Genomic DNA, 25,119 nt, shown 5'->3' with positions numbered 1-25,119 from the left:
GCGGGAGCAGCTAAGCTCCCGCATCATGTCGTTCTGGGGCATCCTGAAAAATCATCATGATCTGACGGCGCGCTACATCGGGTCGGCAAGGCGCGTCGTCGCCTCGCAGAGAACCGGAACGGCAGACGCTCAGCTGGGGATGACGCTCACCTTCGTGGCCGGCGCCATCAACGCAGGCGGTTTTCTGGCCGTTGGCCAGTACACCTCGCATATGTCCGGCGTTTTCTCGTCCATGGCCGACAATCTGGCGCTTGGTGCGGTGGACTTGACTCTGATCGGCCTTGCAGCGTTGCTGCCATTTCTTGCTGGAGCCGGCTGCTCGGCCATCCTGATCAATTGGGGACGGCGCCGTCACCTGGAGAGCCAGTTCGCCCTGCCGCTGATGCTGGAGGCGGCTCTGCTTATCGGCTTCGGCATCTTGGGCTGGCTCATCTCGGCTTCTTGGCATTTCACCTTGGCGGCGGTGCCGCTGCTTTGCTTCATCATGGGGCTGCAGAATGCCACCGTGACAAAGATTTCCGGTGCCCGCATGCGCACCACTCATGTAACGGGCATCGTGACGGACATCGGCATCGAACTGGGCAAGCTCGCCTATTGGAATCGCAATAAAACGTCGCCGAAAGTGCAGGCCGATCACGGCAAGCTTTGTCTATTAAGCCTGCTGCTCCTGTCGTTTTTCATCGGCGGCGTGATCGGCGCCGTCGGGTACAGCCGTGCCGGCTTCCTGTTCTCGATCCCGCTCGCCCTCCTGCTCATCCTGCTGGCCGGACCGCCGCTCGTGGCAGACCTGTTCGCCCATCGCCACAACGCACACAGCGTCTGATCACCGGGCTGTCGCCAATGTACCCGTAGAGACCCCAAGACATGCTGCAACATCCGCCTGCCGAACCCGGAATGCGCGAGGACGAGGTCGAGACTCCGGCCCTCATCCTGAACCTCGACGCGTTCGAGGCCAATCTCGCCACGATGGCCCGCCGCCTCAAGGGACGCAACGTCGCCCTGCGGCCTCACGCGAAAACCCATAAGTCGCCGGTCATCGCGCACCTTCAGAAGGCGCACGGAGCCGTGGGCCAATGCGTGCAGAAGGTGGGTGAAGCGGAGGCTCTGGCCTGGGGCGGCGTATCCAACATTCTGGTGACGAACGAGGTCGTCGGTGCGCGCAAGCTCGCGCGCCTGGCGGCTCTTGCGCATGTTGCGACGATCGGTGTGTGCGCCGATCACGCTGACCAGATCGACGCCCTGGATGGGGCAGCCGCCGAGGCAGGTGCAAGGCTGACGGTTTACGTGGAAATCGACGTGGGCAGCGGCCGTTGCGGCGTCACCTCTCCGCAGGAGGCGGCCGATCTGGTCAAGCGCATCGCGGATTCGCGGTCGCTGACCTTCGGCGGCCTCCAGGCGTATCATGGCGGCGCGCAGCACCTGCGCCGGTTCGAGGAGCGCAAGGCGGCGATCGTCTCGGCGGTTGGCATCGTGAGGGCGACGCTGGACGCCCTGGAGCAGGGTGGCCTTCCCTGCCCGGCCGTCACCGGCGCAGGCACCGGAACGTTCGATCTCGAGAGCACGTCCGGGGTCTACACGGAAATTCAGGCGGGCAGCTACTGCTTCATGGATGCGGATTACGGCCGAAACTTCGACGAGAACGGCGCGCCTGTGTCCCTGTTTCGGCAATCCCTCTTCGTGCTCGGCACCGTCATGAGCGTGACCCGCGCAGGCTCCGCTGTAATCGATGTGGGCCATAAAGGCGTAGGCGTGGACAGCGGCCTGCCGCTGGTCTGGGAGAAGCCCGACATCGCGTATGCGGGCGCATCGGATGAGCACGGCAACCTGAAATTCACTCCCTCGCACAACGGCGCACTCAAACTCGGCGAGAAGATTCGCCTCGTGCCCGGTCATTGCGACCCGACGGTCGATCGCTACGACTGGTATGTGGGCGTGCGGAACGGCCGCGTCGAAAGCCTGTGGCCGATCACGGCACGCGGAGCCATGACTTAAGGCTAAAACCGGCGTTACACCTCGAAGGCCTGGCGAAGCCTTTCATCCGGCCGGTCGATCCGACGTGCAGGGTTGCCTTGCGCGCATCTGGTGCAGATGACGAGGGACGTGGCCCCGCCATAGACGGAGATGTAGCCCTGATCCCTCAGGCCGCGCTCAACCTCGTTGAGATATTCGAACCATTTCCGAAACAAGTTGGTCATGACTGCCTCTGGTGTTTGGCCATGATGGGGCAGGCAAGTTCCGTGCCGGGCGTGGGGCCGCGGCCGGTGCATACGCGCATGAGTGTAAGGACGGCCGGAATCGCACACCAGGGTCGTGCAAATGATTTCCAGACGCTCAACCGATGCTCAATCGCGCGGCAAAAGCCCGTCCGCTCAACATGTCGCCCGACGCGACCAGGAAATGGCCATCCCCGGAAGACTTCGAACTTCCGACCTACGGCCGCGGCGCAGCCAGCCCCCTTGTCCTTCAGTCATTCCGTCTTTTGACCAAGCTTTCCCGACGAATTCTGTTCTTGGACTCTGGCCGGGTTCAGCCACTCCGCTAAGCTCTCTTTGGCAAGGAACAGGAATTTTTCGATGCAGGCAGTTTGGTACGAGCGGAATGGTCCAGCGCGTGAGGTGCTTCAGTTCGGCGAGATGCCTGATCCGGAGCCCGGCCCAGGTGAAGTGCGGGTTCACGTCCATGCGTCAGGCGTGAACCCTTCGGACTGGAAGACACGCTCGGGCTCACGCCCAATGACTGCGCCACGAGTCATCCCGCACAGCGATGGGGCAGGCATCATCGACCGTGTGGGTGTTGGGGTGGGCCCTGCCCGGGTTGGCGAACGGGTTTGGATCTGGAACGGTCAATGGAAGCGGGCCTTTGGGACAGCCGCAACCTACATTGCGGTGCCGTCTGAACAGGCGGTTAGACTCCCCGACGCGGTTTCCCTCGAAGCGGGAGCTTGTCTGGGGATCCCGGCCCTGACAGCGCATCGCGCCATGACGACGGATGGCTCGCCTGAAGGCCAGATAGTCCTGGTTGCGGGCGGTGCTGGAGCGGTCGGACACTATGCCATTCAGATGGCAAAGCTCCTTGGAGCCACTCAGGTAATCGCCACCGTGAGCTCGGACGAAAAAGAGGAGCATGCCCGGGCAGCCGGTGCTGACGCGATTATCAATTACCGGACCGAATCGGTGCCCGACCGAGTTCGCGAGATCACAAGCGGGTATGGCGTCGACCGGGTGGTCGAAGTTGATATGGCCGGAAACGCATCTCTGCTTCCGAAGATCGTTGCACCGGGCGGACTTTGCGTCGCCTATGGGTCGAACTCACCGCAGGCGGCCTTTGACTTTGGACCAATGATTCTCAGCGGCGCCGCAGTGCGGTTCTTCCTCGTCTACGAGCTTTCGGCCCAGGCCCGTGTTCAGGGCATTATGGACCTGACCCGCTGGATGGATGAGGGGCGACTGCACCATGCCATCGGAGCAAGCCTGCCTTTAGATCAGACGATCGAAGCACACGAACGTGTCGAGCAAGGAACAGTGATAGGGAACGTGGTGGTGAGGCCTTGACCGGCGAGGCAGTGGCTCAGGCGATGAGGGCGGCTTCTGAACCACCCACGCAGTAACCACGGCATTTCGTGAGGGCGTAAAATACTGGCGATCCCGGGAAGACTCGAACTTCCGACCTACGGTTTAGGAAACCGCTAGTCAGTCTCCTATTAGGTTCGGTCTACCTTGATATACTTCTCACTCTGCAGTAATTTAGACCTAGCAACTACCCATGTTTTCTGCCCATTTCTCGCCACCATTGTAGCTAGCCTGTAGCTAGAAGGGTGCTCCAATCCGGCGAGGAACCGATGACTGAGCTCAAACGTACCCGTATCACCAAGCGATTGGTCGACGCCCTTGAACCGGGTCAGATCGCGTGGGACTCCGAGGTCCGCGGCTTCGGGGTCCGGTGCCAACGCCAAGCCAAAGTATATATTCTCAAGGCCACTATCCAGGGGCGGCAACGGTGGCTCACCATCGGCGAACATGGATCGCCGTGGACCCCTGACACCGCCCGCCATGAGGCTCAGCGGCTATGGGGCACGATCCGGGGCGGCGGGGATCCAACGGCCGCACGAAAGGCGGCTTCCGCCAAGCCAACAGTTGCTCAGTTGTGCGAACGCTACCTGCAGGAGCATGCCCGTCAGCATAAGAAGCCCCGCAGCATCCAGACGGATGAGAGCAATATTCGTAATCATATTCTCCCCCTGTTGGGCGCTCTCCCGGTATCCGAGGTGACTCAAGCCGATATTGACCGCTTCAAAAGGGCTGTTCGGAATGGGGAAACAGCCACGCCAGGCGCGTCGAGATCCACAAGCTTCCATGGGGGAGCGGTTGTCGCTGGAGGCCCAGGAATCGCAAACCGCTGCGTCTCCCTCCTGTCCAAGATGTTCAACCTTGCGGAACGATGGGGCTGGCGCTCTGCGGGAGCTAACCCGACGCGCCATATCGAGAAGTACCGGGAAGCCAAGCGGGAGCGTTACCTAAGCCTTGAGGAGATTGAGCGACTCGGTGCCGCTTTTTATACTGCTGAAATCGAGGGAAGTGAGAGTCTGTATGCCCTTTCTGCCCTCCGGCTGCTCCTTTTGACTGGCGCCCGTCTCAGCGAAATCCTCTCGCTGCAGTGGGAGTGGATCGACCTCACCAAGCAGATGATCCGACTCCCTGACTCAAAGACAGGGCAAAAGCTGATCTTCCTTAACAAGCCCGCCATACAGGTTCTTGAGAGGGTTCCACGCACTAACGGTAACCCTCACGTGATTTGCGGGAATCGGCCATCAGCCCACCTCGTGAACCTCCAGAAGCCTTGGCAGAGGATCTGTGCCACTAGCGGGCTCGAAGGAGTTCGTCTTCATGACCTGCGTCATTCCTTCGCGTCTGCGGCTGTAAACTCTGGGCTCACGCTTCCCATGATCGGTAAGCTCCTGGGCCACAAGCGCACCGAAACCACCGCCCGCTATTCTCACTTGGCGGATGACCCAATCCGCATCGCCAATGATCATGTTGGTAAATCGATTGCGGCAGCACTAGGCAGCCTACACGGCGGACAACCGACTAGAGATGCAAGGGACGACCTATCGTGAACATGCTCTCATCAGGCCGGAAGGTGCGGTTTAACTGCTAGACTGGCAGGTCGTCGCTTTTCCCGCCCGGGTCAGGGTGGCGCCCGTTCCTTTGATCCAGAACTCCACATCGCCGTGTGTGTACCGACCGCCATCCGCAGAGATGGCCTGCGGGAGCGTCGTCTCCACCGTTGATCCAGCATAGTCCAGCTTGACCGAACCCATTGAGGTGCTCGGGGGAGAGAACGTAGCCTGTAGCTTTGTCCCGTCCGCGCAGGTGTAGTGAACAGGTTTGGGATCTTGGGCAGCCGCCCCTGTGCCGGCGCCCGCAAACAGGAGGGCGATCAAGACCGTTCTGCCCGGAACACGGGTTGCGTCGTTCACGAAACGATCCCTCACTTGCCCGCCGCCTTGCGCAAAGCGGCGTTGATCCGGTCCTGCCATCCAGGGCCGTCCTGCTGGAAGGATTCGAGCACCTCCTGGTCAATGCGCAGGGTGACAGTCTCATTCACGCCCGGGATGGCCGAAGCCTTGGGAGGCCCCCCAACAGGCTTCGCCGTAACTTTCTTGAACGCAGCCTCGGCCGCCTTCAATAGATCGCTGGGACGCCGCCCTCTAGGTGATCTCGATAAGTCTTCCTCCCGATGAACCACTACCTCTCAAGCAGTTTCGGGCAGATGTCAGAACCATCGTTGCGGACAGCTTCAGCAACTTCAAGCCCCCCTGACGCCGCCGGGCGCCGTGTGCAGGCCTTTATCAACACCGTCGCCCGCGGTTGAGTCAGACTGTCGCCTGCATGCTGGTCCAGGCCGACAGCACCAGGAACTCGTGCCACCGGCCATTGGGTGCCAGAAGCCGGCGCACATCATAGTCGGCGGCTTCGCCCGATAGGGCCGGGGCCCTGTCTGGGGGAGTGGTGGGAGCCTTGCCGTCCTGGAGTGAGAGGCGGATCCGCCGCTCTTCGCCCAAGGTGCAGAGCATGCCTTCGCATGGGCCTCCCACGCACCGATAGGTTCGCTCCCGCGCTGCCATTGCGAATCTTCTCCCTACGCCACTGGGTTGCGCTTGGCAGCCCTGCGGAACAACGTTTCATTCATCTTGGGCATCCGCTTCAACGGGGTCAACGCCGTGTGGTGCGCCGTTTGACCTTCCCTAAGCCTTCGCAGCCGCAAACCGATGGTCCGGCCAGGGAGTCCTTCATGGGGCATGGAGGCGATGGCTCGATTCACCCGCGAGCGGCCAGCCGTCATGTTGCCGGGTAACCATGCTGTCTGATGCGACGCCTTAACCAAACAATTCCCATCAAACGGATTTGGCGGCAGTAAGTCCTCAGCCTAGGATCCCATTCTAGGATTCGAAATAAAATCCAAGAGGCGGGGCATCGTGGAATCGGCAATCAACAAGAACAGCTTCCGGTTTCTCGAACCGTTCTGGCCGGACCTCCATGAGTCTGCCCGGATGGCCGAAGAGGCGGGCGCCCAGCAGCCTGACCGGGCCGCGATCCGCCTGCGGGGCTTCACCGAAGCCATGGTCATGCATTTGTTCAACCGATTTGGTCTGGATCGCGTCGAAAACGACACGCACTTTGATCGACTCGTTCGACTGGAGCAGGGCGACCTGCTGGATGCCCGATTGCTTGCCAAGTTCCACACCATCCGCAAGCTGGGCAACGAGGCCGCTCACAATGGCCGGGTGGCGCCAGCGCAGGCGGAAAGCCTTCTTGAAGACGCTTGGTCGCTCGCCTGTTGGTTCTGTCGTTTCATGCGCCCAGACATCGAGTGGCTCACGCCGCAACGGGACATAAAGGAAACCGAAGCGCCCTCATCGTCGCCGGTGGAGGCTGACGCCACCCCCGCGAGGCAGTCGACAGCAACGGGGGCACCCGGTCGTATTCTGAAGTTTCCTGCAGACCGCATCCTCCGGATACAAGAGGCGGTCGCAAAGGCGATGGCGCAGGTCGATCCGAGGGTGCGGACGCTGCGCACCCGGATTGCGCTGCACGATGCGTTCTCGGACGATTTGAACCACGATCAGAACGGTTGCTTGGCCGCAGTTTCCGGCTTCCTGGCGGATCGTGATCAGCGCGTCTTTATGCTCAAGGGATATGCCGGGACCGGCAAGACATTCCTTATCAAAGGGATCACTGAGTATCTCTCCGCCCAGGGACGAGCATTTCAACTGTTGGCGCCCACCGGGCGAGCGGCAAAAGTTATCCTTGAAAAAACCGGGCGCGAAGCCCGGACCCTGCACAGTTTCCTATACGGCTACGGGGACCTGCAGGAGTATCGCGATACTCCTGCAGGCTCCGAGACATTCAAATTTCACGCCCCGATCAGGACCAATTCAGACCAGGCAAACACGATCTACATCGTGGATGAAGCCTCCCTGGTGTCGGACGCCTATGCCGAAAGCGAATTCTTTCAATCAGGATCGGGATACCTGCTGCAGGATTTCATGTCATACGCCGACTTTGCAAACGGCGCCAATGACAGGAAAATTATCTTTGTGGGGGACCCGTCACAGCTGCCGCCTGTTGGAATGTCGAACTCCCCGGCGCTCGATTCCGACTACCTTCGCAAGCACTTCCGCTTGGAGCCGGCGGCGTATGAACTGAAGGAAATTGTGCGCCAGAAGGCGGACAGCGGCGTGATCCGCAACGTCATGCCTCTTCGCGACAGCCTGGAGAAAGCCAAGTTCAGCGGGCTCAGCTTCGACTTCGGAGAGGATGTCTGCCGCATCCGCTCCGACGATGTCCTCCCGCTCTACATGGCAGCCCGAACCGGGGGAGGCCAGCCCATCGTCATCACGTATTCGAATGCTGAGGCTGCAGAGTCCAATCGAAGCATCCGAAATCATCTCTTCCCCGACAAGGACTTCATTACTCCAGGAGACGTCCTGATCGTCACCGCCAATGGTCACGTGAGCGATAGGTTCCTGGCCAATGGAGAGTTCGTCCACGTCTCCGGCGTGGAGACTGCAATCGAACGGCGAACCGTCACCCTTAAGGATCGTAACCCCGATACCGGGGTCGTGGAGGACGTCGAGATTGTTCTGACATTCCGGGATGTCGAGATTGCGCTTCCAGCCCTCGATGAAGATGCTTCCACAGTGAGGGTCAAGATCCTCGATGACCTTCTGCATGGAAGGCAGTCCGGTCTTTCAGGGGTTCAGCAACGCGCGCTCTATGTCGACTTCCTCAAACGCCACCCGGATCTCAGAAGGCGCGAGAACCGCGATGAACTCAGTCGGGTTCTGCGGCAGGACCCTTACTTCAACGCCCTCCGAACCAAGTTCGGCTACGCCGTGACCTGTCATAAGGCGCAGGGCGGTGAATGGACCGATGTCTTCGTCTCCTGCCAGACGGGGCAGAACCCCCGCACTGCGGACTACTTCCGCTGGCTCTACACGGCGATGACCCGTGCAAGTGGCAAGCTGTATCTCGTTAACCCTCCTGAGATCAGGCTCAAGGTCGCCGGCGCCGACTGGTGGTCTAGCCCTGCAGCGGAGGCACCAGTTGCTCCAGATACCGGTGCGGTCTCCACGCCTGCCGGAGGGATGGTGTCGCCACGGGAAGCCTTTCAATCGGGAGTGCTCGCCAAGATTCGGGTGATCCTGAGCGATACAGGGATCGTGATCGATGATGTCGCCCATCATCAGTATCAGGAGGCCTATTACCTGAGTCGAGGCGCCGCGACGTGCCGGGTCAACATCAGTTACAACGGCAAATTCAAGATCGGCTCGGTTATGCCACAACAGACGGGACCTTTGGGTGAGGAGCTTCGCGCTCTCCTTGCCCCGCTGGTCGGCCAGAACTGGTCCGCGCCCATGTCTGCTGCAGCGGGCACGGCGACCGGACTGGGTGCAGGTCCGGCCCTCCCCTTCCTGAGGGATCTTCATGACCGCCTGTTGCCCCTGCTTGAGCCCAGGAGCATCCGCGTCGCTTCACTTGAGGAGCGCCAGTGGTGCCAGAGGTACACCTTCGCGCGCGAAGGTGACACAGCCGTCGTGGACATCTTCTACGACGGAAGGAACCGGTTCAAGAGCTGCATGCCGGTGAAAACAAGTGCCATACCCGCCCGTCTGGTCCCTGAAGTGGTTGAGATCCTGACCTCGGAGATCATCCTGTGAGCATCTTGAATTTCGCGGCGCGACCCAAGAGCGGTAGACCGGGTTCTGCGAGGCTCTCGCAGGAGGTCACCGCGCTACGCAAGGGCGGCAGTCTCGATGATGCATATCGGCTGGCGCTTGACCTCATCTCCTCTCCTGAGGCCGACGAATGGACCTGGAGGGCCTATGGTTGGTGCCTTATTGACCTGGTCAAGCGGCATGCCTCCGACAGGGAACCTGGCCCCCTGCAAGAGTACATAGGACAGCTCTCCGCCTTCCAGGTTCCACAAGGAGACGACCTTCTTACTGAACACAGAGAGCGGGCACTGGCGCTGGCTGATGAAGACCGACGAGCAGTCATGGAGGCAAAAAAGCTCAGCAAGAATGGGCAGCATGAGCAAGCTATCCGTGTCTTCGCGGCACTTCGATCCCAGGGCAAATTGAAGGTCGAAGATAAGCGATCATTTGGTTGGGAGTTGTTTCGCGCCATTCAGTCCATTCTGAAGGCGGCCGGAGGCAAAGATCTGTCTCAGTCTGCTGTCGGCGCGATCAAGCAGCACCTCAACACCTATATCAAACTCGAATTATCCGACCCGGATTTGCTACACAGCGGCATCCTACAATACGCATTGCGGCTCTCCCAGGCTGACCATCTGCGTCTCGTGGCTTTCGCGCGGCTATGGAAGTTGGAGAGCTTCCGCCCTGAGGATTATGAGGCGTCTACCTCCGAAGATGGCAAGGTCTTTCCGGCTCTTGCCGAACTGGTACTGCAGCGTGCCTCAAAGGAGGCGGCCGAGGGGCAGCGTCCCGATGAGATGCAGTTCATCTTGCCCTATGTGGAGCGCGCACTGGAACGCTTCCCGGATAACATCTGGCTGAAGCTCAACATGGTGAAGCTGCTACGTGGTTTGGGGCGGCTCAATGAGGCTCGCCAGCTCGCTGTAGAGTTCGCGCGTAAAAAAGCCGGAGAGTACTGGGCTTGGGAAATTCTCGGTGACCTGGAAGCGGATCCGCCGATGCGCCTATCCTGCTACGCCAAGGCCCTATCATGCTCGGAGGATGACAGCTTCGTCAGCAAGGTTCGGCTCAAGTTCGCACGCCTTTTGTCGGATGGCCATCCCGCACAGGCTAGGGCCGAGGTCGAGAGGGTGATCGAGCACAAGCGGCGCGAAGGAACTCGCATTCCCTCTGAAGCTGATCAGCTTGCACAGAGCGACTGGTTTCAAGGAGCCACCTCTGCTCCCTCCGGCAGACCGTTTTATGACCGCTTCAAGACGCAAGCCGAGGAATTGCTCTTTCGCCACCTTCCTTGGACTGACGCAACGCTCGGAGAGCAATTCGTCATTGAAGGTAAGGATGGACAGAAAAATCGGAGTCGCCAACGTATCTATGTCAAGGCTTCTCCCTTTCCCTTGGAAATCAGCGTCTCGGCTTCGCATCCTGACGTGAAAGGAAAGGCACCGGGTGTTCCGATCAGACTACAGATGGAGACGTCGCAAGAGGAGCCGTGGAGATCCACCGTACACCGCATCCAGGCGCGCGAGGACGGTGCACCCTATGACATCTTTCCGGAGCTGTACGGGATCATCGACCACATCAATCATAAGAAGGCGCTTCTGCATTTCATAGTGGCAAGGGATGTAGACGGAACCTGTCCTTTGGCCGAGTTTCAGGGCCTGGCGGAACCCGGTGTGGCAGTCTCCGTGCGCATGGCCCGGCATCACAGCCGCAACGGCCTTCGGTCCCGCGTTCTCTCGATTGCACCCACAACCAGAAGGCCAGGCGAAGATATCTGGAAGGCCTTCAGCGATGAGGTTGAGGTCCGCAACGGCCTTGGCTTCACCTCTGACGGGGTCTTCATTCCACCCGACCTTGTCGCGTCTGCTGGCATTTCCGACAGAGACTCGGTGGAAGGTGTTGCCGTGATTAGTTACAATAAGAAGCGGAACACATGGGGCTGGAAGGCTATCAGGGCCACATCCCTCGGCGGCTCTGACGGCGATGCAGAGGACGACACAACCTGGGACGATAACGATTGAGATACTACCCAAGCTGCAAAAGGCGCCGGGTGGAAGATCGTTCCCGGCCGGTGCCTGTGGTTGAGGCGTTTAACCGCGATCAATTCCAAGATGCATTGACCACTATTCATAATAGATTTTCTTCGATCCATGAGAGCAAGAAAGCATGTCGATTTTACAAAAAGCAGTGGAGTCTGGCTGCATCTCGGAAGTCGAGAGAATCCTCGTCAATGGCGACCCTGAAGAAGTCCGTTACGAGCTACCGAGTGCTCTGACATTCGCACTCGACGCCGGCTTTTCCACGATCTCACGCCGACTGGCGAATGATCCAAACTACGATCCGGGCGAGCAGGCCTGCCCCAACCTAAGCAAGGCCGTGAGCCTCGGATACGTGGATGTCGCTCAAATTCTTATAGCTAAGGGCTCAAAGCTGAACCTGATCGCTGACAATTCGCGCAGCCCGCTCAGAACTGCACTGGAGAACGAATATTTCGATCTAGCGCGCTTCATGATCAGCCATGGTGCAGAGATCTCGGTGCGTGACAGCAATGGGTGGACTGCTCTGATATGGGCCTCAATCACTGGCAACCGCCCCGCCTACGACTTCCTGATCGAACACGGTGCAGACATCCATATCTGTACCAGCGACGGTTGGAACGCTCTCGCTGGCGCATTCTTCAAGCAGAACCATGAGATCGCGAACGACTTACGTGAGCGCGGCGCTAAATTTGGTCCAAAGCACGAGAGCGCTGCCTTAATATCCTCGTTCCTCGGCGGCTATTACGACGTGCTCCGGTCTCTGCTCGCAGGTGGTGCCAATCCCAATCTCGCCTTCCATGACGGCACTCCATTGCTCTCACTCGCGATTATTCGCGGCGACAAGGAAATTGTAGAGACACTCATCGAAAAGGGGGCTGACGTCGACGCGAAGTCTAGCGATGGCAGTTCGCCTCTATCATTGGCCATCAGGCTAAGACATTACGAGATCGCTGAGGTGCTGGCGGCGCGGGTCAGTACTGTGAACGTGCGGGATGCTAACGATAACACTCCCCTTCATCTGGCGGCGACGCACGGTAATGATCGTCTCTGCGCCATCCTTATCGAACGCGGTGCTGCGATCAACAAAGCTGACCGTGAGGGCTGGACACCATTGATGCGGGCTTGCAAAAACACGCACCTGTCTGCGGTGAAGGTACTCATTTCGCATGGCGCGGATGTCAATGCCAAGACACCTTCCAATAAGACTGCGCTCTCAATTGCTAGCGCGCCTTCGTTCAAAAACGATAAGGAAGAAGCGATCATTGCGGCTCTTAGGGAGAAAGGTGCCACCTACTGATGGCTATCAAAGCGGAAGATATCTTCGAATCCGTCCGCAGGGGGTACGACGATCTCGAACTGGCCGACTCCCGGCAGATCCTGGACTACTTCGCGAACGTTGAGGATGAGTTCCGGATGGGACATGTCAGCAACATCAAGGGCATCCTCTTCGAGCGACTCTACGTCAACAACTTGGCCGACCAAGGGATTGCCGCGTCTGTGTTCGAGGCCACGAATCATCCCCTGGTTGACATATCTGTCGACCAGGGCTCGGGTCTGATGCTGGAGATGCAGCTCAAGGCCACCGACAGCCCCGGATACGTCCTCTCGTCCATGAGCGAAAACCCGGACATCCCCTTCGTGGTCACGTCGGAAGTGGCGGACGGGATCTCTCACGCTCACCTCATTGACTCGGACATATCCAACGAGGCTTTGGAGCACGCGGTTACGGAAACGCTGTTCACGGATTACGTCAACCCATTCAGCGCATTGTCGGTGCTGAGATGGATTGTCGGCATTCCTTTCTGACTGGAAGGCGAGACGGCCTACTGTCGTTGGTCATGGTTTGCGAACGACAACGGGACCAATCCTTCGCCGTCACGAAGTATATGACGTGGAATGCGCATGACCGAGCAAGCTCAAGGACTTCGGGCTCACATCTCCCGCCATGTTGGGCGGGCCTTCTATCCCGCCTGCAAGAGCGACATCGAGGAGCCACTTTCCCTGATCGCCCCGCTTGTCGATGAAGTGGTCTTCTGTGACCCGAACGATGCGCTCGCTCCCGCTTTCTCTCGTTGGCGCTCTGCCACCAAGCCTCGGGTCACCTGGCTCCGGAAGGGCGCGGTAGAGGCACTGGAGGAACTGGGTGAATTCGATGTTCTGTTCTACCGGAGAGACAGCGATGGGGAGGGCGGCAGCCGCGTCTTCGTCCTTGGCGACGTTTTCATGAGGAAGCTCCTCCCTCTGTTCCATAATGGGCGAGGTCTGATCATCACGGATGGTTCAAACGAGCGGGGTGGCCTGTTTCGAAAGATGAGACGGCCGTCGGGTCTCATCAGGCATGGATATTCTTTCTCACCAATCATCGAGCCTACCATAGAGGCCGCTGGGCTGACCCCTATCGCAGTCCAAAGGTTGCCTGGTGCCGTCTGATCTAGCCCTAGGCAGCCTCGTCGAGGGCCACGGCTCCAGCGATGTGGTTGATGTCCTGCTTCTTGAGGCCATCGAACCAAGTGTCCAGCAGGCCTCGGAAGGCTTGAGGGGACGCCCTTAAGAACTCGAATTCTCGCAGTTTCTCGTCAACCCAGATCTCGCGGGCCAGGACCAGCTCACCTATAGGGTTTCCCCGCGCCCATACGTTTCCGTGGGCAAGCGCATTCCGGACGGTCTTAAGAATAGTCCTTGCACGCTTTTTGTTGGCCGGCTTCACCGCTCCGAAACCTGACCATGCGTCTGGGGGGCCGTTCAGGCCGCTCGTCGTGCCGACCAGCCATTCCCGCGCGCTTGCCTCTCCCAGGAAGCTCTCTAGCGTTTTGTCCAGTTCTTCTGCCAACGCCGCGGCAGCCTGGCTAAACCTTTGGGCATCGCCGCTTGTGTGAGGGCGATCAGGACGCAGCCGTTCGTATGGCACTACCAGCCCTGCGGACGCCACGGCCAAAAGGAGCGTGACCTCCCTGTCCCGTAGCTTCGCACCTGGCTCGAAGGTCTTGAGGAGATCGTGACAGCGCAATGGGAAATCACGCACAAAGTCCCTGTATTCCGACAATTGCTCACTCCGTGAGTTGCGCTCAACTAGGCTAGGGGAATTTAGCCATGGCTGGCGTCACCCTAGTCGACTGAGCGATCCTCCACCGAACCTAAAATCGGCGGGTGGAGGATCGAAGATCACGCCTATGCCGCCAATCCAGCCATGCGGCCCACAAGTTTAGCACGGGCGGCATCAATTAGGTCTGGGTTGGTCTTGTTCGACAGGAGCTCCCGGGTCTTGCGTCCCAGGAAGTATGCGATGCGCTCACCATTAGAGCCCGACGGATGCGGAAGGCCGTCGAGAACCCTGGCCGGATCAAGCTGTCCCTCTCGCACCAGCAGGTTGAGAGCCGCAGTTGGCCAAGGGCCGAGCGGGACCCACACAGCATTGGGCAGCGCGCGCGTCTCACCACCGAGGAATTCCCGGACATAGCGGCGCAGCAACGGATGCGAGGTGATCTTGGATGAGCCGGAGTAATTCTCGCCCTGACTGTAGACTGGGTAACGGAGCGCGGATGTGTAGTGGACCAGTCCAGCACTGGTACCGAATAGCTCCAGGGACGACCGGATGCCTAGCCATCTATGCAAGCCGATATAATCGAGCATCTCCACCAGATTGGGGCGCATCTGGCCAGAAAAGGAGGCCGTCTCCTTCGCAGCCTTCGAGGCGGCCCCGATGTCCGCACCAGCCGCCAACTGCCTCCGGGCCTCCACAAGGGCGTTCACCGCCTGCTGGCGACCTGGCGTGATGCCAACGAGCACGACACGGGCACCACTATTGATATGATCGAACGGAGCGTAGGTCACGCAAAACGGGTCTTGGCTATCCAGGACAAGGCGGCCACCCAAGGACGGGTCGGACTGGATTTCAGCCTGAGAGGAGGCTGCAATGATCTCGGCAAAACGGGGAAGGAGGTCTTCCATGATGGTGTGCACTCGCTGTTGGACATGGGACGGCCGTCACGGGACGATGCAGGATCGGCCCCAGCCGAAATTTTAGAGCTACAGAATGAGGTGGGTGATCAGGGGCGCCGGAAGCGCCCCTCCTGATGGGCAACCGTAACGACGAGGCCGTTGTCCCCGAGGACCATGTATACGCTGAGCCAAGTCTCTATGGCCTGCAGTCCGCGCGATCCGCCCAGATAATCCTTCAGACGGCGCCTGGCCGCCTTGTCGAAGAACAGCCGCTCGGCACCGCCGCAACGCATCGAGGATCCGAAACGCTGCAGGAGGTCGACGATGAAGGGCGGGATGGCGCGCTGTTTGAGCCGCTCGCGGACGTGAACCGTGCGATCGTCCTGCATCAGAGGCCCTCCCCTTCCACGGCAGGGAGCTCCTGAACGACTCGGCGCTGCCATGAGACGCCAGCGACGATGCCCCAGTTCCCGGCGCTGTTGCGACGGCGCCAGTAGGGAGTGCGCATGCGCGCCAAGCGCTCCAGTGCGAGGCGGTAATCCTCGACTGGCTCCTCGGCCCCCTTAGGACCGATGGTGTAGCCCCGCGAGTTCCGGCATTCGACCGGATCGAACCAGCTGCCGTCCTTGGCCACGGGAACGAATACGACCTCACCAACATCCTCGGCTTCGACCGATGAAGGCACCAGAGATACTGCAGACCCGGAGCGCCAGATCGACGACTTGAAATCCTCACGGCCTTCCAACCACCGGAGAGCGTCGGCACCAGGGATCTCGCCAGCCGCGTTGAGACGGAGGTCACTTGCTCCCGCCTTGGGCGTCAGCATGTTCTTGATGCTCTTCAGGCTGATGCGGGCCAAGGCAGCCAATTGCTCGGACGTGACATCCTTGCCAGTGTCGATGCGGATGCGCGCCTCTGAGGCCAACACCGTTCGGCGCAGTTCCGACACCTCGCCCCAGCCAGGTGGGATGGCGTCAAGCAGCGTACGGGCACGTGCCACGTAAGCCTCGACGGCGGCATCGATGTTGTCCTGGCATCCCAGCTCGAAGAATGCGGCGTCCGGGCGCAGGCCCCAGAAGGCGAAGGCATTCAACGAGACAATGAACTGGGCACCGCGCGGCATCAGCTGGTCGTTTAGGGAGACGCTATCCCAGAGTTCGCGCCAGCCCTTAGGCCCGTCGTTGTGTTCGGCACCAAACAGCTGCTCGTAGAGGACCGTCATCGTCGCGTTGACGGCATTCTGGTTCATCAGAAGAGCCTCCAACCAATCGCCGGTCTTTACGACCAAGCCGACGATGTCGGCGCCTTCGAAGTCTTCGTACTCGGCGCCGAATTCGTTCTGACGCAATTCATATAAATCGTTTGTGTCCATGCCCACTCCACTTGGGAAGCGGGATATCCCGCTTCCTGGCGAAGTTATGGGGAGATTGCATGAATGAGTCAATGGGATGCAGGACGTCCTTTTTCCCAAAAATATCTTTGCTTATGGCGTTCGTGTTTGTTCAAGCATTTGGCCCCGTAAACTGGTCCCTTGGCGAACCCTTTGCCAGCGGTGGGTGGTCGGGAGCTTTAGGTGGCAGGTCAGCACCACAGCGTCGGCCACGGCATTCCTCAACCGGCCCCTCGGAGAGGATTTGGGATTCCAGACGCTTGCAACGTGAGCATGGAGTATAGAAGGAACGCTCCAACGTTTGCCGCGAACTAAGTGTGGCAGTTCGATTGTCAAAGTGGTGTGGCCGCCACTGTGCAAGGATGTCACCCGGGACGAGCTTCCAAAGGTCGTCGGTGGAAAGCGTCCCATTTGGATTGATAGCAAGGTTCGTGCGCTGGGTAACAGTACTGGTCGCGGTGGCCACAACCGATGCTGGTCCCCGTTTGGGCTTCCCGTGGCCTCCTTCCGGGTCTCCGCCTGCCTCGGCCGAATGGCTGACCGGGAGCGCCAAACCGAATTCCAGGTCGTGAAACTCAGACCTGGCCTCGGCACCGCGCCCGGTCGAGCGCAGGATGACGGTGGAGACATAGTCGTGATCAATCTGGAGGTGGCACTCAAGCCGCTCCAGGAGTGGCTGCGCCTTTGGGTCGACCGGCAGGTTGAGCACGCAAAGGGTGCTCCGCGGATCCTCCGGGTTGGCTGTTCCAATTCGGGCAGGTTTCGCCAATTCAACGACCGCAATCCCTTCCCGCGGATCGACGCAGTAAAGCCGGGTATTGGTGGCTGGAATGACCTGGTTCTCAACGGGCAGCTGCAGGCCGGCTGGCACGAGGGGGTAATAGGCTCCTCGCCCGGAACTGTCGGCCACAAGGATCTCAATCGGCTTGGACAAGGTGAGACGGAGCCCGTCATGGGCAATCCAGGCAGCTCCTTCCGCGATGATGCGGTCGCCGTTGCCCAATTTTGGAACTCGTCCCACGAAGCGCTCGGTTAGCCCAGCCTGGATCGCCGGCATGTTCACCATGCCGCCTGTTGCGAGGCAGAGCTCGATGTCCTGGTAGGTCAGGCGGGCCCTTGCGAGGACCGAGTCGATGAGCGCGAGGCCTCGTGCAACGATGCTCTGGCTTGCCTCCTCCAGTTCGGCCCGGGTGACCGAGTTGACAAGGTGCCTAGAAGGGCCTTCCACCTTGAGATAGTTGCCGATAAAGACTTCCTCGCTCTCGGTGTTCGGGTTCGAAAGGTGGATCTTAACCAACTCGCACTGGTTCAGGAGCTTCGCGGCCATGCCAGGCTGCTCCAGGGCCGAGATGTCATCGAGTCTGTGCGCGGTGGCGTGCTTGGCACGGAACAGGTTCCGCAGTCTGTTGTCGAACTCGTCGCCTCCGATCTCGTTGTCACCCGCGTTGGCCACCTGCATGATGGAGCCACCCTGGATCTTACAGAGCGTCAGATCGAGGGTGCCGCCACCCCAGTCGAACACCAGGACAGACCGCCCCTCCAGACGGGCGAGCTCACGATTCATGTCCGGCTGCGAACGAAGGTAACCGTAGAGAGCCGCAACGGGCTCATGCACAAACTGGACGACCGAAATGCCGGCGGCACGAGCGGCCTGCCGGAGGGCTCGCCTTTCCGGCCCACCAAAGTCAACGGGGATCGTCATCACGGCGCGTCCAAGATCGCGGCCCGGCGCCCTCTCGCGGGCGACCGCCGCATCCTTCTTGAGGTGCTTTAGAACCTCCGCAACCGCATCGACCGGATCGACGGGACGTCCATCCACGAAGATCGGCCCCTGGCGGCGCAGGCTCATCTTTGGCGAGCGGACGAAGCCTGGAGGCGCACCACCCTGGTCGATATCGAGATGCTGCTTCGCCTCGCGACCGATCACGATGTCGCTTCCGCGGTACCAGATCACGGAAGGGTGCGGCCGCCCCTCGTCGTCGGCCAGCGGGACCGGACGGTCGCCGATGATGGAGGCGGCAAGGCTGTTGGTGGTGCCGAAGTCGATTCCAAATGTCATCCCGGTCATCGGGTGGTCTCCTCAATGGTGCCGATGGCCGATTTCAGGCGTTTGATCGCGATGTGAGGCACAGGAGGCTCGATCTCTAACGCGTCCACCGCGTCACTCAGCAGCGGTGCGATGCGTCTCTTCAACAGAAGTGTCTGCTGGGACCTCAGCTCCACGATGTCATGCCCGGCGTGCTGCTGACTTTCCTCAAGCCTGCGCTTCGCCGCCTCCAACTCGGAGGCGAGGCGGCCCCGCTCCTGGGAGAGAACCTCATTCTGTGCCGTCAGATCCGAGATCTGTGCTTTGGCTTCCCCAAGCCTGTCCTCGACGGCTGCCCGGCGCTGCCGCTCCATATCAAGCGAAGCGCGGGCCTCTTTCAGGGCGTGCCCAATGAAGGTGGCCACCGCGGCCGTTCTCTTCACCTCCGAAAACTTGCCGGAGACGAGACCCTTCCGAACCACGTCTCGGATTGAGTCCTCGGTACCTGGAAAGGTGTCCCGCAAGGTGTCCAATGTCGAGACTATGTCGAGCGACCGTTGCGTACCGAGCCATGCAAGCGAAATCAGGAGAAGGGTCTCGCCCTGCTGACGCCGCTGCTGGTCCGAAGCGTCTAGGGTAGGCGATACCTCGCGGTGGATACGCCTGAACGTCACATCGGCATCGGCGTCGAACGGCTCGAAGGCCGCAGGCACCCTTGTCTGCAGGAAAGCCTGGATTTCGGGCCAGATCCAGCGCTCAACTGCTTTCGGCAGCGTCGGCATGGCGGCGAGTGCGAGCAAGCGCGATCCGATTGGATCTGTTTCGGGAGCCAGGGAGGACGCAGCTTTGATGTCGTCATCCATGAACCGATGGATCTTTGCCGACCGGACCGCCCTGATGAAGGGACCAGGCTGAACCACGTCCTTGCCGAAATAGGCTGTCAGGGTCGGTTCCACAGGAGGACCTTCAGCACGCTTGCTCTTTGCAGACTTCGCAGCCCTGGGCGCATCCGGATCGGGTTGCTGCAGCGGCTGGGCGGGGGTTTCAGGGGATTGGTCGTTCACGCGCTCACCGCTTCAAGATAGGAGGAAGCCCACTCGGCGAATGGGTATGTCGCCGCAATGCGTTCCAAGGGTTCAATGGCATCACGGGTAGCCCCAAGGCGCCAAGCCGCCAAGGCCCACAGGGCTAGGGCCTTTTGTTGGTCCATCAGGTCCAAGGTCCCGGCACCTGCCACCTGTCGGCACTCGTCCTGTAGGACACTGCTCCACCGTCCTGTGCCGGCAAGGCGATCCGCCAGGAGGAGAATACGGCTCGTACCGTGATCGATGGGACATACCCGCCGCGTCGCGCCCCCTGGGCTGGTCGGAATTGGCGGACCGTGGAAGCTCGGTCCCCTCAGGATCGCAGTGGCTGCATCTAGCCCAGCATGTCCGGTTGGTACGCCGGCGCCAGAGAAGTTGTTCAGCGCAAAGCGCATGAGAGCGCACAAGAGCGCGGGTAACGGTCGATTGTGGGGCGAAAGCTTCAAATTCGCGGACCCGAAGTGCTCGCGGAAGCGCTCCAAAGGCGAGGTGATGCCCTGGCCATGAGGTCGCTCTTTGATCAGCAGCCCTAAGGCATACTCGGCCATGCCTGTCGCGTAATCGCTCGCGGCGCCGGCGCACCTTGGATCCGCCAGGAACCTGTCGACCGTCCCAACTGACAGCCCCTCGACGTTGAGGTGCTCTTCGAAGGCGCGCTCGACCGCCTGGAGCGCGGCGGAGCTGGCGACCCGGATCGAGAGGTCATAGCCGCCAGTGACCGGGGTGGTCCCCTTCTGGGCAGCGTTCTCAAGCCGCACTCGCACTGTCGCCAGGTTAGTCCTCGCCAATGCCCGCCCGAGCTCTGTCGCAGTGATCTTTTTGAAGGAGATACCGTCGATTGAAAGGCTGGCAGAGGTCACGTTGGCGAGGACGATGTCGGAGGGCAGCACACGCTCCCGTAAGACGAAGGAGGAGGTCGGCTCCTTACCGGCGATCAGCATCATGGGACGCGCGACATGGTGCGACGCCGACAAATGGGCCTGGAACTCGGCCGGCGTCTGGAGAATGCGGGAGCAGAACGGACATGCGAATGTTGGCGCCCGCTCACCGGATGGCTCCGGCACGCTTTCGGTGGCAGTCAGTATCCTGTCCCAAGCGTCCTCTTGGACCCAGCCGAACGTTGGCATTTCGAATCGAGCCCCCCTGTTCTTTGAATGCAAAGGTAACAGGAGAAGGAATGAAGTCACCGTTCAATAAGACCTTGGGGGCATTCGTGTGGGGTCGTTTCACGTGCGACGCCCAGGTAGGCCCTGGAGGGTTTTCGCCCAGACACCAATCCGCATCCGTTGTCACGCTTTGAGGATAGTCCGCGTTAACGCCAAGCTTAGGGAGCGGAGTGCTCTTATCCGTAGTGCTGGAGGTTCCGCAACTTGCGATGATCAGCAGTTCATGACTGCTTTCTTTTAGGCACAACTTTACCCAGTTCGTCGCCCTAAAACGCAATAATGTTGCTCTCTCCCCTCCTTCCGGACCAACTCGGAAAGCAGAGCATAGTTGGCTAGGGGCATAGTTCTAAAGAGTCGCCTGATGCGCTAGAAGTATTTTCTCGGCCCCCTTATATTCCCATCCTACAGCTAGGGAAAATTGATGGGTCAGGCAAAAGACTCGGCGCCAAGACTAGAATAACGAAACTGTCGTAATGCGGATCGATGAAGGCGGCGTCGACGAGTGTATTGCTGAGCAGTGGGCAGAACAGAATGGGTGCACCATAGATGAGGCTCGCAACAGTGATCAGAGCGCAAAATTGAGCAGCGAAATTTAAGATTATGACCCGTTTTGTGCGAAGAAAGCAGCGTCCGACTGAACTTTACCACCAAGATTGGTTATTGGCGTTCCCAGCAGCAATATCGAGCAATATTAGTAAGTTCCGCCGATAATGTAACTCTATACAATGTTGCTTCTGCTGATGAGTACAATAACAAGATTTCTGCCCCGCATTAAGCGAACGGTGGTCCATACCCATGTTGGTCGACGTCTGAGAGCTCTATGAAGTTCTATCCGACTTCTCTGTATGATGCCAATGCCGGCGAAGACGCTGTCTGGACAGCGTTACAGGTCGGTCTCGAGGCCGTGCTAGGTGGTGCATACTATCGACTGCCGATAACCGGATCTGATGGTTTTACCCGATATGAACCCGACATTCTCCTCGTCTTGCCTTTTCGGCGTCTCCTGATCCTGGAATGCAAGGGCTGCCGCATTGCGAATATCGACGCAATCAATGGCAGTGTCTGGCAAATGGCAGGGTGGTACCGCACACAGGAGCAGCCACACAGTCAGGCACGAACACAGATGTTCGCCTTGAAGGATATGCTACGGGATAGGGGGATCGCCGGTATGCCGGTGGAATATCTCGTGGCACTGCCCTTCGTCAGCAGAAAGGAATGGCAGGAGAGATTTGGCGGCTTGGCTGCCGGGGACAGTATTTTATTTACTGAGGACCTTGCCCCAGAGGCCCTTATTCGGCGTATCGAAGCCATCCAGACCCATGACATGGTTGATGAAGCCAGTTGGGGCCGGCTATCGGAGGTACTCGGCAGTTCGGATCGTTGGTCATCTGGAGGAGCTAGGGTACAGGGGAGCCCAACGGTAAATCCCGACGATCGTACCGCCATCGCCAGACGAGTCACTATCCTACGGTATACCGGGACCCCACCCTCGGCCCAGCAACTATGCTCGACGATTGGGATCGGTCTGGAAGCTCCTTACACATATCTTGTTGCTACCGCGGCACTCGAACGTCGTCGGAGTGCTGAGGCTTTAGGAGGACAGCATCAGGTAAGGAAGAATCTGCGTTCAGATGCCGAACAAACTGAGGAGGTGCAACTCCTCTTCAGTAAGGCGCTGCGCCACTTCATCTCTCGACCAATTCTATCTCGTTCCGAGGAGCGCGTCCTAATCCGCCGGGCAATCCGTGAGGTAGCCGAGCACGATGCCTATGCCGCGGAGCAACTCCGCCACGATGTATTCGCATGGCGAGATGTGCTTGCAGAATTGGAGGAGGCAGGAATTGATCTTGCAGTTAGCAGCGGTTCCACCAACCATGATTGGGCCGACCCTGCACTGCGGGATCTCGCTGTCAGACTACAGGCTTCTTTCCGGCGTCAGCGACAAAATGCTGGGAGAAGGCGCGAGACCTTCGAGGGAGCAGCCCGGCATTATCTGGACCACGTCTATGAGCCGACGCCGACGGTCGTGATGGAGGGTTTCACGCGACTAACGCCGCTTCAACGCCATTTCATATGGCGATGTGCAGAAAAGGGTGCTCGGGTTTGGGTGGTTCAACCCTACCGATCAGAACAGAGTCGGGGCTTCGCGGCTCTAGATGACACCTATAAAGACTTCCTGAATGGCGCGACAATCCTCGACATCCGCACAGATCCTGTCGGCCAAGGAAACATGCTTGTTCAACTTCAGCAAGGACTCTTTTCAAATCAAGTACCTGCAGGGGCAAATCCTTCCAATGGCAGTGTTCGGGTCGATAGATTTGAACACAGGAATGATGAGGTGGCTGCCTGCGTTGAGCGCATTCTGGCAGCCTTGTCTGATCCAGACGATTCCCGTTTACCGAAAGACATAGCGGTTGTGTGTAGCGATCCACAAGGAACCGTTCCTCTATTGCGGGAGGAAGCAGAGGTGCGTGGCAAACCGGACCTGTTTTCAGTGCCGCCGCGTCAACTACTGCTAACGCCGGTGGGCCGCTTTGCACTAACCCTCTACGAAGTCTGGGAATCAGACGGTTTAGATCTCGACGCCGAGCAGTTTGCTACACTATTGGCTTCAGGTTGGCTTGGAGCTGCCGCGCAGCGCAGTATTGAACCCTTTACTGCAATTGCAGCCCAGCAGTTCCTTTCGTGTCGCACAGCCAGAGATTGGTTGGAGGCTTTTGGTCGCCTTGAGCTACAACGTAAGGCAGGACCGGGGCTACTCGGAAGTTTATACGCTCGATTACCCTCATCTCTGATTGAGGACACTCATCTGAGGCTTTGGCGCGAAACAATCCATACGGTCGTGCGCCTATGCCGAAAGCTCTTTCAATCGGGCGAGAAGCCGATTGGTGATCACATTGCTCTGCTGTTGGACGAGATTGAGCGTCTTGATCCAGACAGAATATTGCTGGCAGAGCGGGAGGTTCTTACGAGTATCCGGGATGCCTTCGCTGACCTAGCGTCCGCTAACTCCGTATTGATGGACGCAGGGGAGTTTGGTCAGGTTCTTAACGGGCTAATTCGCGAACGTGCTGATGGCACTGGTATCAGTGACGGTGAGTTGCCCGGCAGCCAAGCGGGAAAGCAGCCGGACCGGATTTGGGTTGTTGGTCCAGAAGGCATCGATAACGTAACATGCCACACGGTCTTCTTCCTCGGTCTTGATGACCGTAATATGCCGGCCTCGGGCGGACCGCGGTGGCCGCGAGCCGAGTGGAACCTGGAGGAGCATATAAAGCGTGAGCGCTATCGATTCCTCGCTGTACTTAGAGCCGCCGAGCACAGACTCTATCTTTCCTATGCTGGACGGGACTGGGAGCAGACCTACCGAGCCTCGCTTTATTTAGACATGGTTGGGAGCTTTGTTCGCACAAATGTGGTTGCTCCCCGACCTTCACCTCCGAGCCAGGAGGTCGTAACGGCCGACCTCCCCGCGCGGCACCATATCAGCGTTCATCGCAGCCGGTATGATATCGCCGAAATCGCCATTTTTAAGCTGTGTCCCTATCGCTTCAAGCTGGAGGCCCTAACTAACTGGGCACGCTGCTATTCCAACTCATGGCAACTCGCCTGGATAGCGCGCGGGGTCTGGATTGCTGAGATCTTCGCCCACGTTCACGCAGTTGCGCCCGGTCGCCATGCCCCAATCGAGATGTCGGAACTCCTGCAAACGGCAGTTGCCGCTACAAAGTGTGCTGTTGTTGATCGGTTCAGAGGACTGCATCCCCTGACCTGGATTTCCGTCGAACGCGACGTCCGGCAATCAGTCGTATGGTTGGCCAACAAAATGATCCAGAGAGGCGCCGAGTGCGGCATCACATCGTCCACCAATTCCTTCTCTAAGGAGTTGAGTATCGATTCAGAACGCACCGTTATCATCGAGGCGTCTGCTGATTTCCTAGAACTCCGGGGCACATGGGCAAATCCCCTGTGGGAGACCAATCGCCGCGCGGTGTGGCTTCAATATGGGCGCAGGGATGTTGGGATTCCTGCACAGCAGGGCGAACTATCATTATTCACACGTCTCTACGATGCTGTGAGTTGGTGGGGCGACATGAGCTTCCATCTGTCTCGCACGGCTAAGATGGAGGTGTCCAAGGCAGACGAATTACGTGAAGCAGTACGGCACATTCAAGCCGGCGCTTTCCCGAAGAATCCAGGCGATCATTGCCGCTATTGCCCAGTGCACGACACCTGCATGGGCCTACTACCTTGAGA

At 59.3% G+C, this 25,119-nt stretch carries 20 protein-coding genes, 1 tRNA gene and 2 pseudogenes; 11 read left to right on the top strand and 12 right to left on the bottom strand.

The features are described from left to right. Positions 1 to 76: 76 nt before the first annotated feature. A pseudogene (locus DRB19_RS02995) lies at positions 77 to 790 on the top strand (YoaK family protein); the annotation flags it as partial. Between the two features lie 74 nt (positions 791 to 864). Continuing rightward, positions 865 to 1,992, top strand: a complete 1,128-nt coding sequence (locus DRB19_RS02990) for a DSD1 family PLP-dependent enzyme (protein ID WP_114184542.1) — start codon at positions 865 to 867, stop codon at positions 1,990 to 1,992. A gap of 14 nt (positions 1,993 to 2,006) precedes the next feature. Here the strand turns inward: DRB19_RS02990 and DRB19_RS02985 are convergent, their stop codons facing one another. Further along, complete coding sequence (locus tag DRB19_RS02985) at positions 2,007 to 2,195, bottom strand: hypothetical protein (protein WP_114184541.1); 189 nt, start codon at positions 2,193 to 2,195, stop codon at positions 2,007 to 2,009. A 378-nt stretch (positions 2,196 to 2,573) separates the two neighbouring features. Here DRB19_RS02985 and DRB19_RS02975 point away from each other — a divergent pair, with 378 nt between their 5' ends. Then, positions 2,574 to 3,551, top strand: a complete 978-nt coding sequence (locus DRB19_RS02975; protein WP_114184539.1) for an NADPH:quinone reductase — start codon at positions 2,574 to 2,576, stop codon at positions 3,549 to 3,551. A gap of 85 nt (positions 3,552 to 3,636) precedes the next feature. Here the strand turns inward: DRB19_RS02975 and DRB19_RS29715 are convergent. Continuing rightward, positions 3,637 to 3,734, bottom strand: a tRNA-Arg gene (locus DRB19_RS29715). Between the two features lie 104 nt (positions 3,735 to 3,838). Here DRB19_RS29715 and DRB19_RS31795 point away from each other — a divergent pair. Together DRB19_RS31795 and DRB19_RS02970 are read left to right on the top strand one after the other, a co-directional pair. Beyond that, positions 3,839 to 4,105, top strand: a pseudogene (locus DRB19_RS31795) (integrase arm-type DNA-binding domain-containing protein); the annotation flags it as partial. Positions 4,106 to 4,141: 36 nt separating this feature from the next. Beyond that, the gene (locus tag DRB19_RS02970) at positions 4,142 to 5,113 is read left to right on the top strand and encodes a tyrosine-type recombinase/integrase (RefSeq protein ID WP_245439248.1); all 972 of its coding nucleotides are present in this window, start codon (positions 4,142 to 4,144) and stop codon (positions 5,111 to 5,113) included. A gap of 30 nt (positions 5,114 to 5,143) precedes the next feature. On the opposite strand, the gene DRB19_RS02965 is transcribed toward DRB19_RS02970, so the two are convergent. The 3 genes from DRB19_RS02965 to DRB19_RS02955 form a co-directional block, all read right to left on the bottom strand. After that, positions 5,144 to 5,476, bottom strand: a complete 333-nt coding sequence (locus tag DRB19_RS02965) for an MliC family protein (protein WP_245439247.1) — start codon at positions 5,474 to 5,476, stop codon at positions 5,144 to 5,146. Positions 5,477 to 5,487: 11 nt separating this feature from the next. Continuing rightward, complete coding sequence (locus tag DRB19_RS02960; protein WP_420870157.1) at positions 5,488 to 5,745, bottom strand: BrnA antitoxin family protein; 258 nt, start codon at positions 5,743 to 5,745, stop codon at positions 5,488 to 5,490. 127 nt (positions 5,746 to 5,872) lie between these two features. After that, the gene (locus DRB19_RS02955) at positions 5,873 to 6,073 is read right to left on the bottom strand and encodes a hypothetical protein (protein WP_147021662.1); all 201 of its coding nucleotides are present in this window, start codon (positions 6,071 to 6,073) and stop codon (positions 5,873 to 5,875) included. A 402-nt stretch (positions 6,074 to 6,475) separates the two neighbouring features. Between DRB19_RS02955 and DRB19_RS02950 the strand changes: the two genes are divergently transcribed. The 5 genes from DRB19_RS02950 to DRB19_RS02930 all read left to right on the top strand — a co-directional run bounded on the left by DRB19_RS02950 (position 6,476) and on the right by DRB19_RS02930 (position 13,686). Beyond that, positions 6,476 to 9,220, top strand: a complete 2,745-nt coding sequence (locus DRB19_RS02950; protein ID WP_245439246.1) for an ATP-dependent DNA helicase — start codon at positions 6,476 to 6,478, stop codon at positions 9,218 to 9,220. Further along, entirely contained in the window at positions 9,217 to 11,238 is a 2,022-nt protein-coding gene (locus DRB19_RS02945; protein ID WP_245439245.1) for a DUF7017 domain-containing protein, read from the top strand. The genes DRB19_RS02950 and DRB19_RS02945 overlap by 4 nt, the downstream gene beginning before the upstream one ends. Positions 11,239 to 11,383: 145 nt before the next feature. Next, positions 11,384 to 12,553, top strand: a complete 1,170-nt coding sequence (locus tag DRB19_RS02940; protein ID WP_114184534.1) for an ankyrin repeat domain-containing protein — start codon at positions 11,384 to 11,386, stop codon at positions 12,551 to 12,553. Next, entirely contained in the window at positions 12,553 to 13,062 is a 510-nt protein-coding gene (locus DRB19_RS02935) for a hypothetical protein (RefSeq protein ID WP_114184533.1), read from the top strand. Before DRB19_RS02940 ends, DRB19_RS02935 begins: the two co-directional genes overlap by 1 nt. A gap of 96 nt (positions 13,063 to 13,158) precedes the next feature. Continuing rightward, positions 13,159 to 13,686 carry a hypothetical protein gene (locus DRB19_RS02930; RefSeq protein ID WP_147021661.1) on the top strand — a complete coding sequence of 176 codons (528 nt, stop codon included), beginning with the start codon at positions 13,159 to 13,161 and terminating at the stop codon, positions 13,684 to 13,686. A 7-nt stretch (positions 13,687 to 13,693) separates the two neighbouring features. Here the strand turns inward: DRB19_RS02930 and DRB19_RS02925 are convergent, their stop codons facing one another. From DRB19_RS02925 to DRB19_RS02895, 7 genes are all read right to left on the bottom strand, one after another. Beyond that, positions 13,694 to 14,299 (bottom strand): hypothetical protein, encoded by a 606-nt coding sequence (locus DRB19_RS02925; protein ID WP_114184531.1) that lies wholly within the window; start codon positions 14,297 to 14,299, stop codon positions 13,694 to 13,696. A gap of 125 nt (positions 14,300 to 14,424) precedes the next feature. Beyond that, the gene (locus DRB19_RS02920; protein ID WP_114184635.1) at positions 14,425 to 15,204 is read right to left on the bottom strand and encodes a hypothetical protein; all 780 of its coding nucleotides are present in this window, start codon (positions 15,202 to 15,204) and stop codon (positions 14,425 to 14,427) included. 98 nt (positions 15,205 to 15,302) lie between these two features. Continuing rightward, positions 15,303 to 15,584, bottom strand: a complete 282-nt coding sequence (locus tag DRB19_RS02915) for a hypothetical protein (protein ID WP_114184530.1) — start codon at positions 15,582 to 15,584, stop codon at positions 15,303 to 15,305. Next, positions 15,584 to 16,567, bottom strand: a complete 984-nt coding sequence (locus DRB19_RS30695) for a hypothetical protein (RefSeq protein WP_210207437.1) — start codon at positions 16,565 to 16,567, stop codon at positions 15,584 to 15,586. Before DRB19_RS30695 ends, DRB19_RS02915 begins: the two co-directional genes overlap by 1 nt. A gap of 130 nt (positions 16,568 to 16,697) precedes the next feature. Continuing rightward, the gene (locus DRB19_RS02905; RefSeq protein WP_114184529.1) at positions 16,698 to 18,653 is read right to left on the bottom strand and encodes an Hsp70 family protein; all 1,956 of its coding nucleotides are present in this window, start codon (positions 18,651 to 18,653) and stop codon (positions 16,698 to 16,700) included. Next, positions 18,650 to 19,675, bottom strand: coding sequence for a hypothetical protein (locus tag DRB19_RS02900; RefSeq protein WP_114184528.1), 1,026 nt, complete (start codon positions 19,673 to 19,675; stop codon positions 18,650 to 18,652). The genes DRB19_RS02905 and DRB19_RS02900 overlap by 4 nt, the downstream gene beginning before the upstream one ends. After that, the gene (locus DRB19_RS02895; RefSeq protein ID WP_114184527.1) at positions 19,672 to 20,823 is read right to left on the bottom strand and encodes a hypothetical protein; all 1,152 of its coding nucleotides are present in this window, start codon (positions 20,821 to 20,823) and stop codon (positions 19,672 to 19,674) included. Before DRB19_RS02895 ends, DRB19_RS02900 begins: the two co-directional genes overlap by 4 nt. Before the next feature lie 859 nt (positions 20,824 to 21,682). Between DRB19_RS02895 and DRB19_RS02890 the strand changes: the two genes are divergently transcribed. Next, positions 21,683 to 25,117, top strand: a complete 3,435-nt coding sequence (locus DRB19_RS02890; protein WP_114184526.1) for a PD-(D/E)XK nuclease family protein — start codon at positions 21,683 to 21,685, stop codon at positions 25,115 to 25,117. The last annotated feature ends 2 nt before the right edge of the window (positions 25,118 to 25,119 follow it).

This window comes from Microvirga aerophila (assembly GCF_003332305.1).
Lineage (GTDB): Bacteria > Pseudomonadota > Alphaproteobacteria > Rhizobiales > Beijerinckiaceae > Microvirga > Microvirga aerophila.
The sequence above is the reverse complement of the archived record's forward strand: the minus strand, read 5'-3'. Positions and strand labels throughout refer to the sequence as shown.

Bases quoted from the DNA above. Each gene is read 5' to 3' on its own strand.
- DRB19_RS02930 (WP_147021661.1), top strand. From the start codon at position 13,159: ATGACCGAGCAAGCTCAAGGACTTCGGGCTCACATCTCCCGCCATGTT.
- DRB19_RS02920 (WP_114184635.1), bottom strand. From the start codon at position 15,204: ATGGAAGACCTCCTTCCCCGTTTTGCCGAGATCATTGCAGCCTCCTCT.
- DRB19_RS02985 (WP_114184541.1), bottom strand. From the start codon at position 2,195: ATGACCAACTTGTTTCGGAAATGGTTCGAATATCTCAACGAGGTTGAG.
- DRB19_RS30695 (WP_210207437.1), bottom strand. From the start codon at position 16,567: ATGGACACAAACGATTTATATGAATTGCGTCAGAACGAATTCGGCGCC.
- DRB19_RS02990 (WP_114184542.1), top strand. From the start codon at position 865: ATGCTGCAACATCCGCCTGCCGAACCCGGAATGCGCGAGGACGAGGTC.
- DRB19_RS02905 (WP_114184529.1), bottom strand. From the start codon at position 18,653: ATGACCGGGATGACATTTGGAATCGACTTCGGCACCACCAACAGCCTT.
- DRB19_RS02935 (WP_114184533.1), top strand. From the start codon at position 12,553: ATGGCTATCAAAGCGGAAGATATCTTCGAATCCGTCCGCAGGGGGTAC.
- DRB19_RS02940 (WP_114184534.1), top strand. From the start codon at position 11,384: ATGTCGATTTTACAAAAAGCAGTGGAGTCTGGCTGCATCTCGGAAGTC.
- DRB19_RS02915 (WP_114184530.1), bottom strand. From the start codon at position 15,584: ATGCAGGACGATCGCACGGTTCACGTCCGCGAGCGGCTCAAACAGCGC.
- DRB19_RS02955 (WP_147021662.1), bottom strand. From the start codon at position 6,073: ATGCTCTGCACCTTGGGCGAAGAGCGGCGGATCCGCCTCTCACTCCAG.
- DRB19_RS02975 (WP_114184539.1), top strand. From the start codon at position 2,574: ATGCAGGCAGTTTGGTACGAGCGGAATGGTCCAGCGCGTGAGGTGCTT.
- DRB19_RS02895 (WP_114184527.1), bottom strand. From the start codon at position 20,823: ATGCCAACGTTCGGCTGGGTCCAAGAGGACGCTTGGGACAGGATACTG.
- DRB19_RS02890 (WP_114184526.1), top strand. From the start codon at position 21,683: ATGAAGTTCTATCCGACTTCTCTGTATGATGCCAATGCCGGCGAAGAC.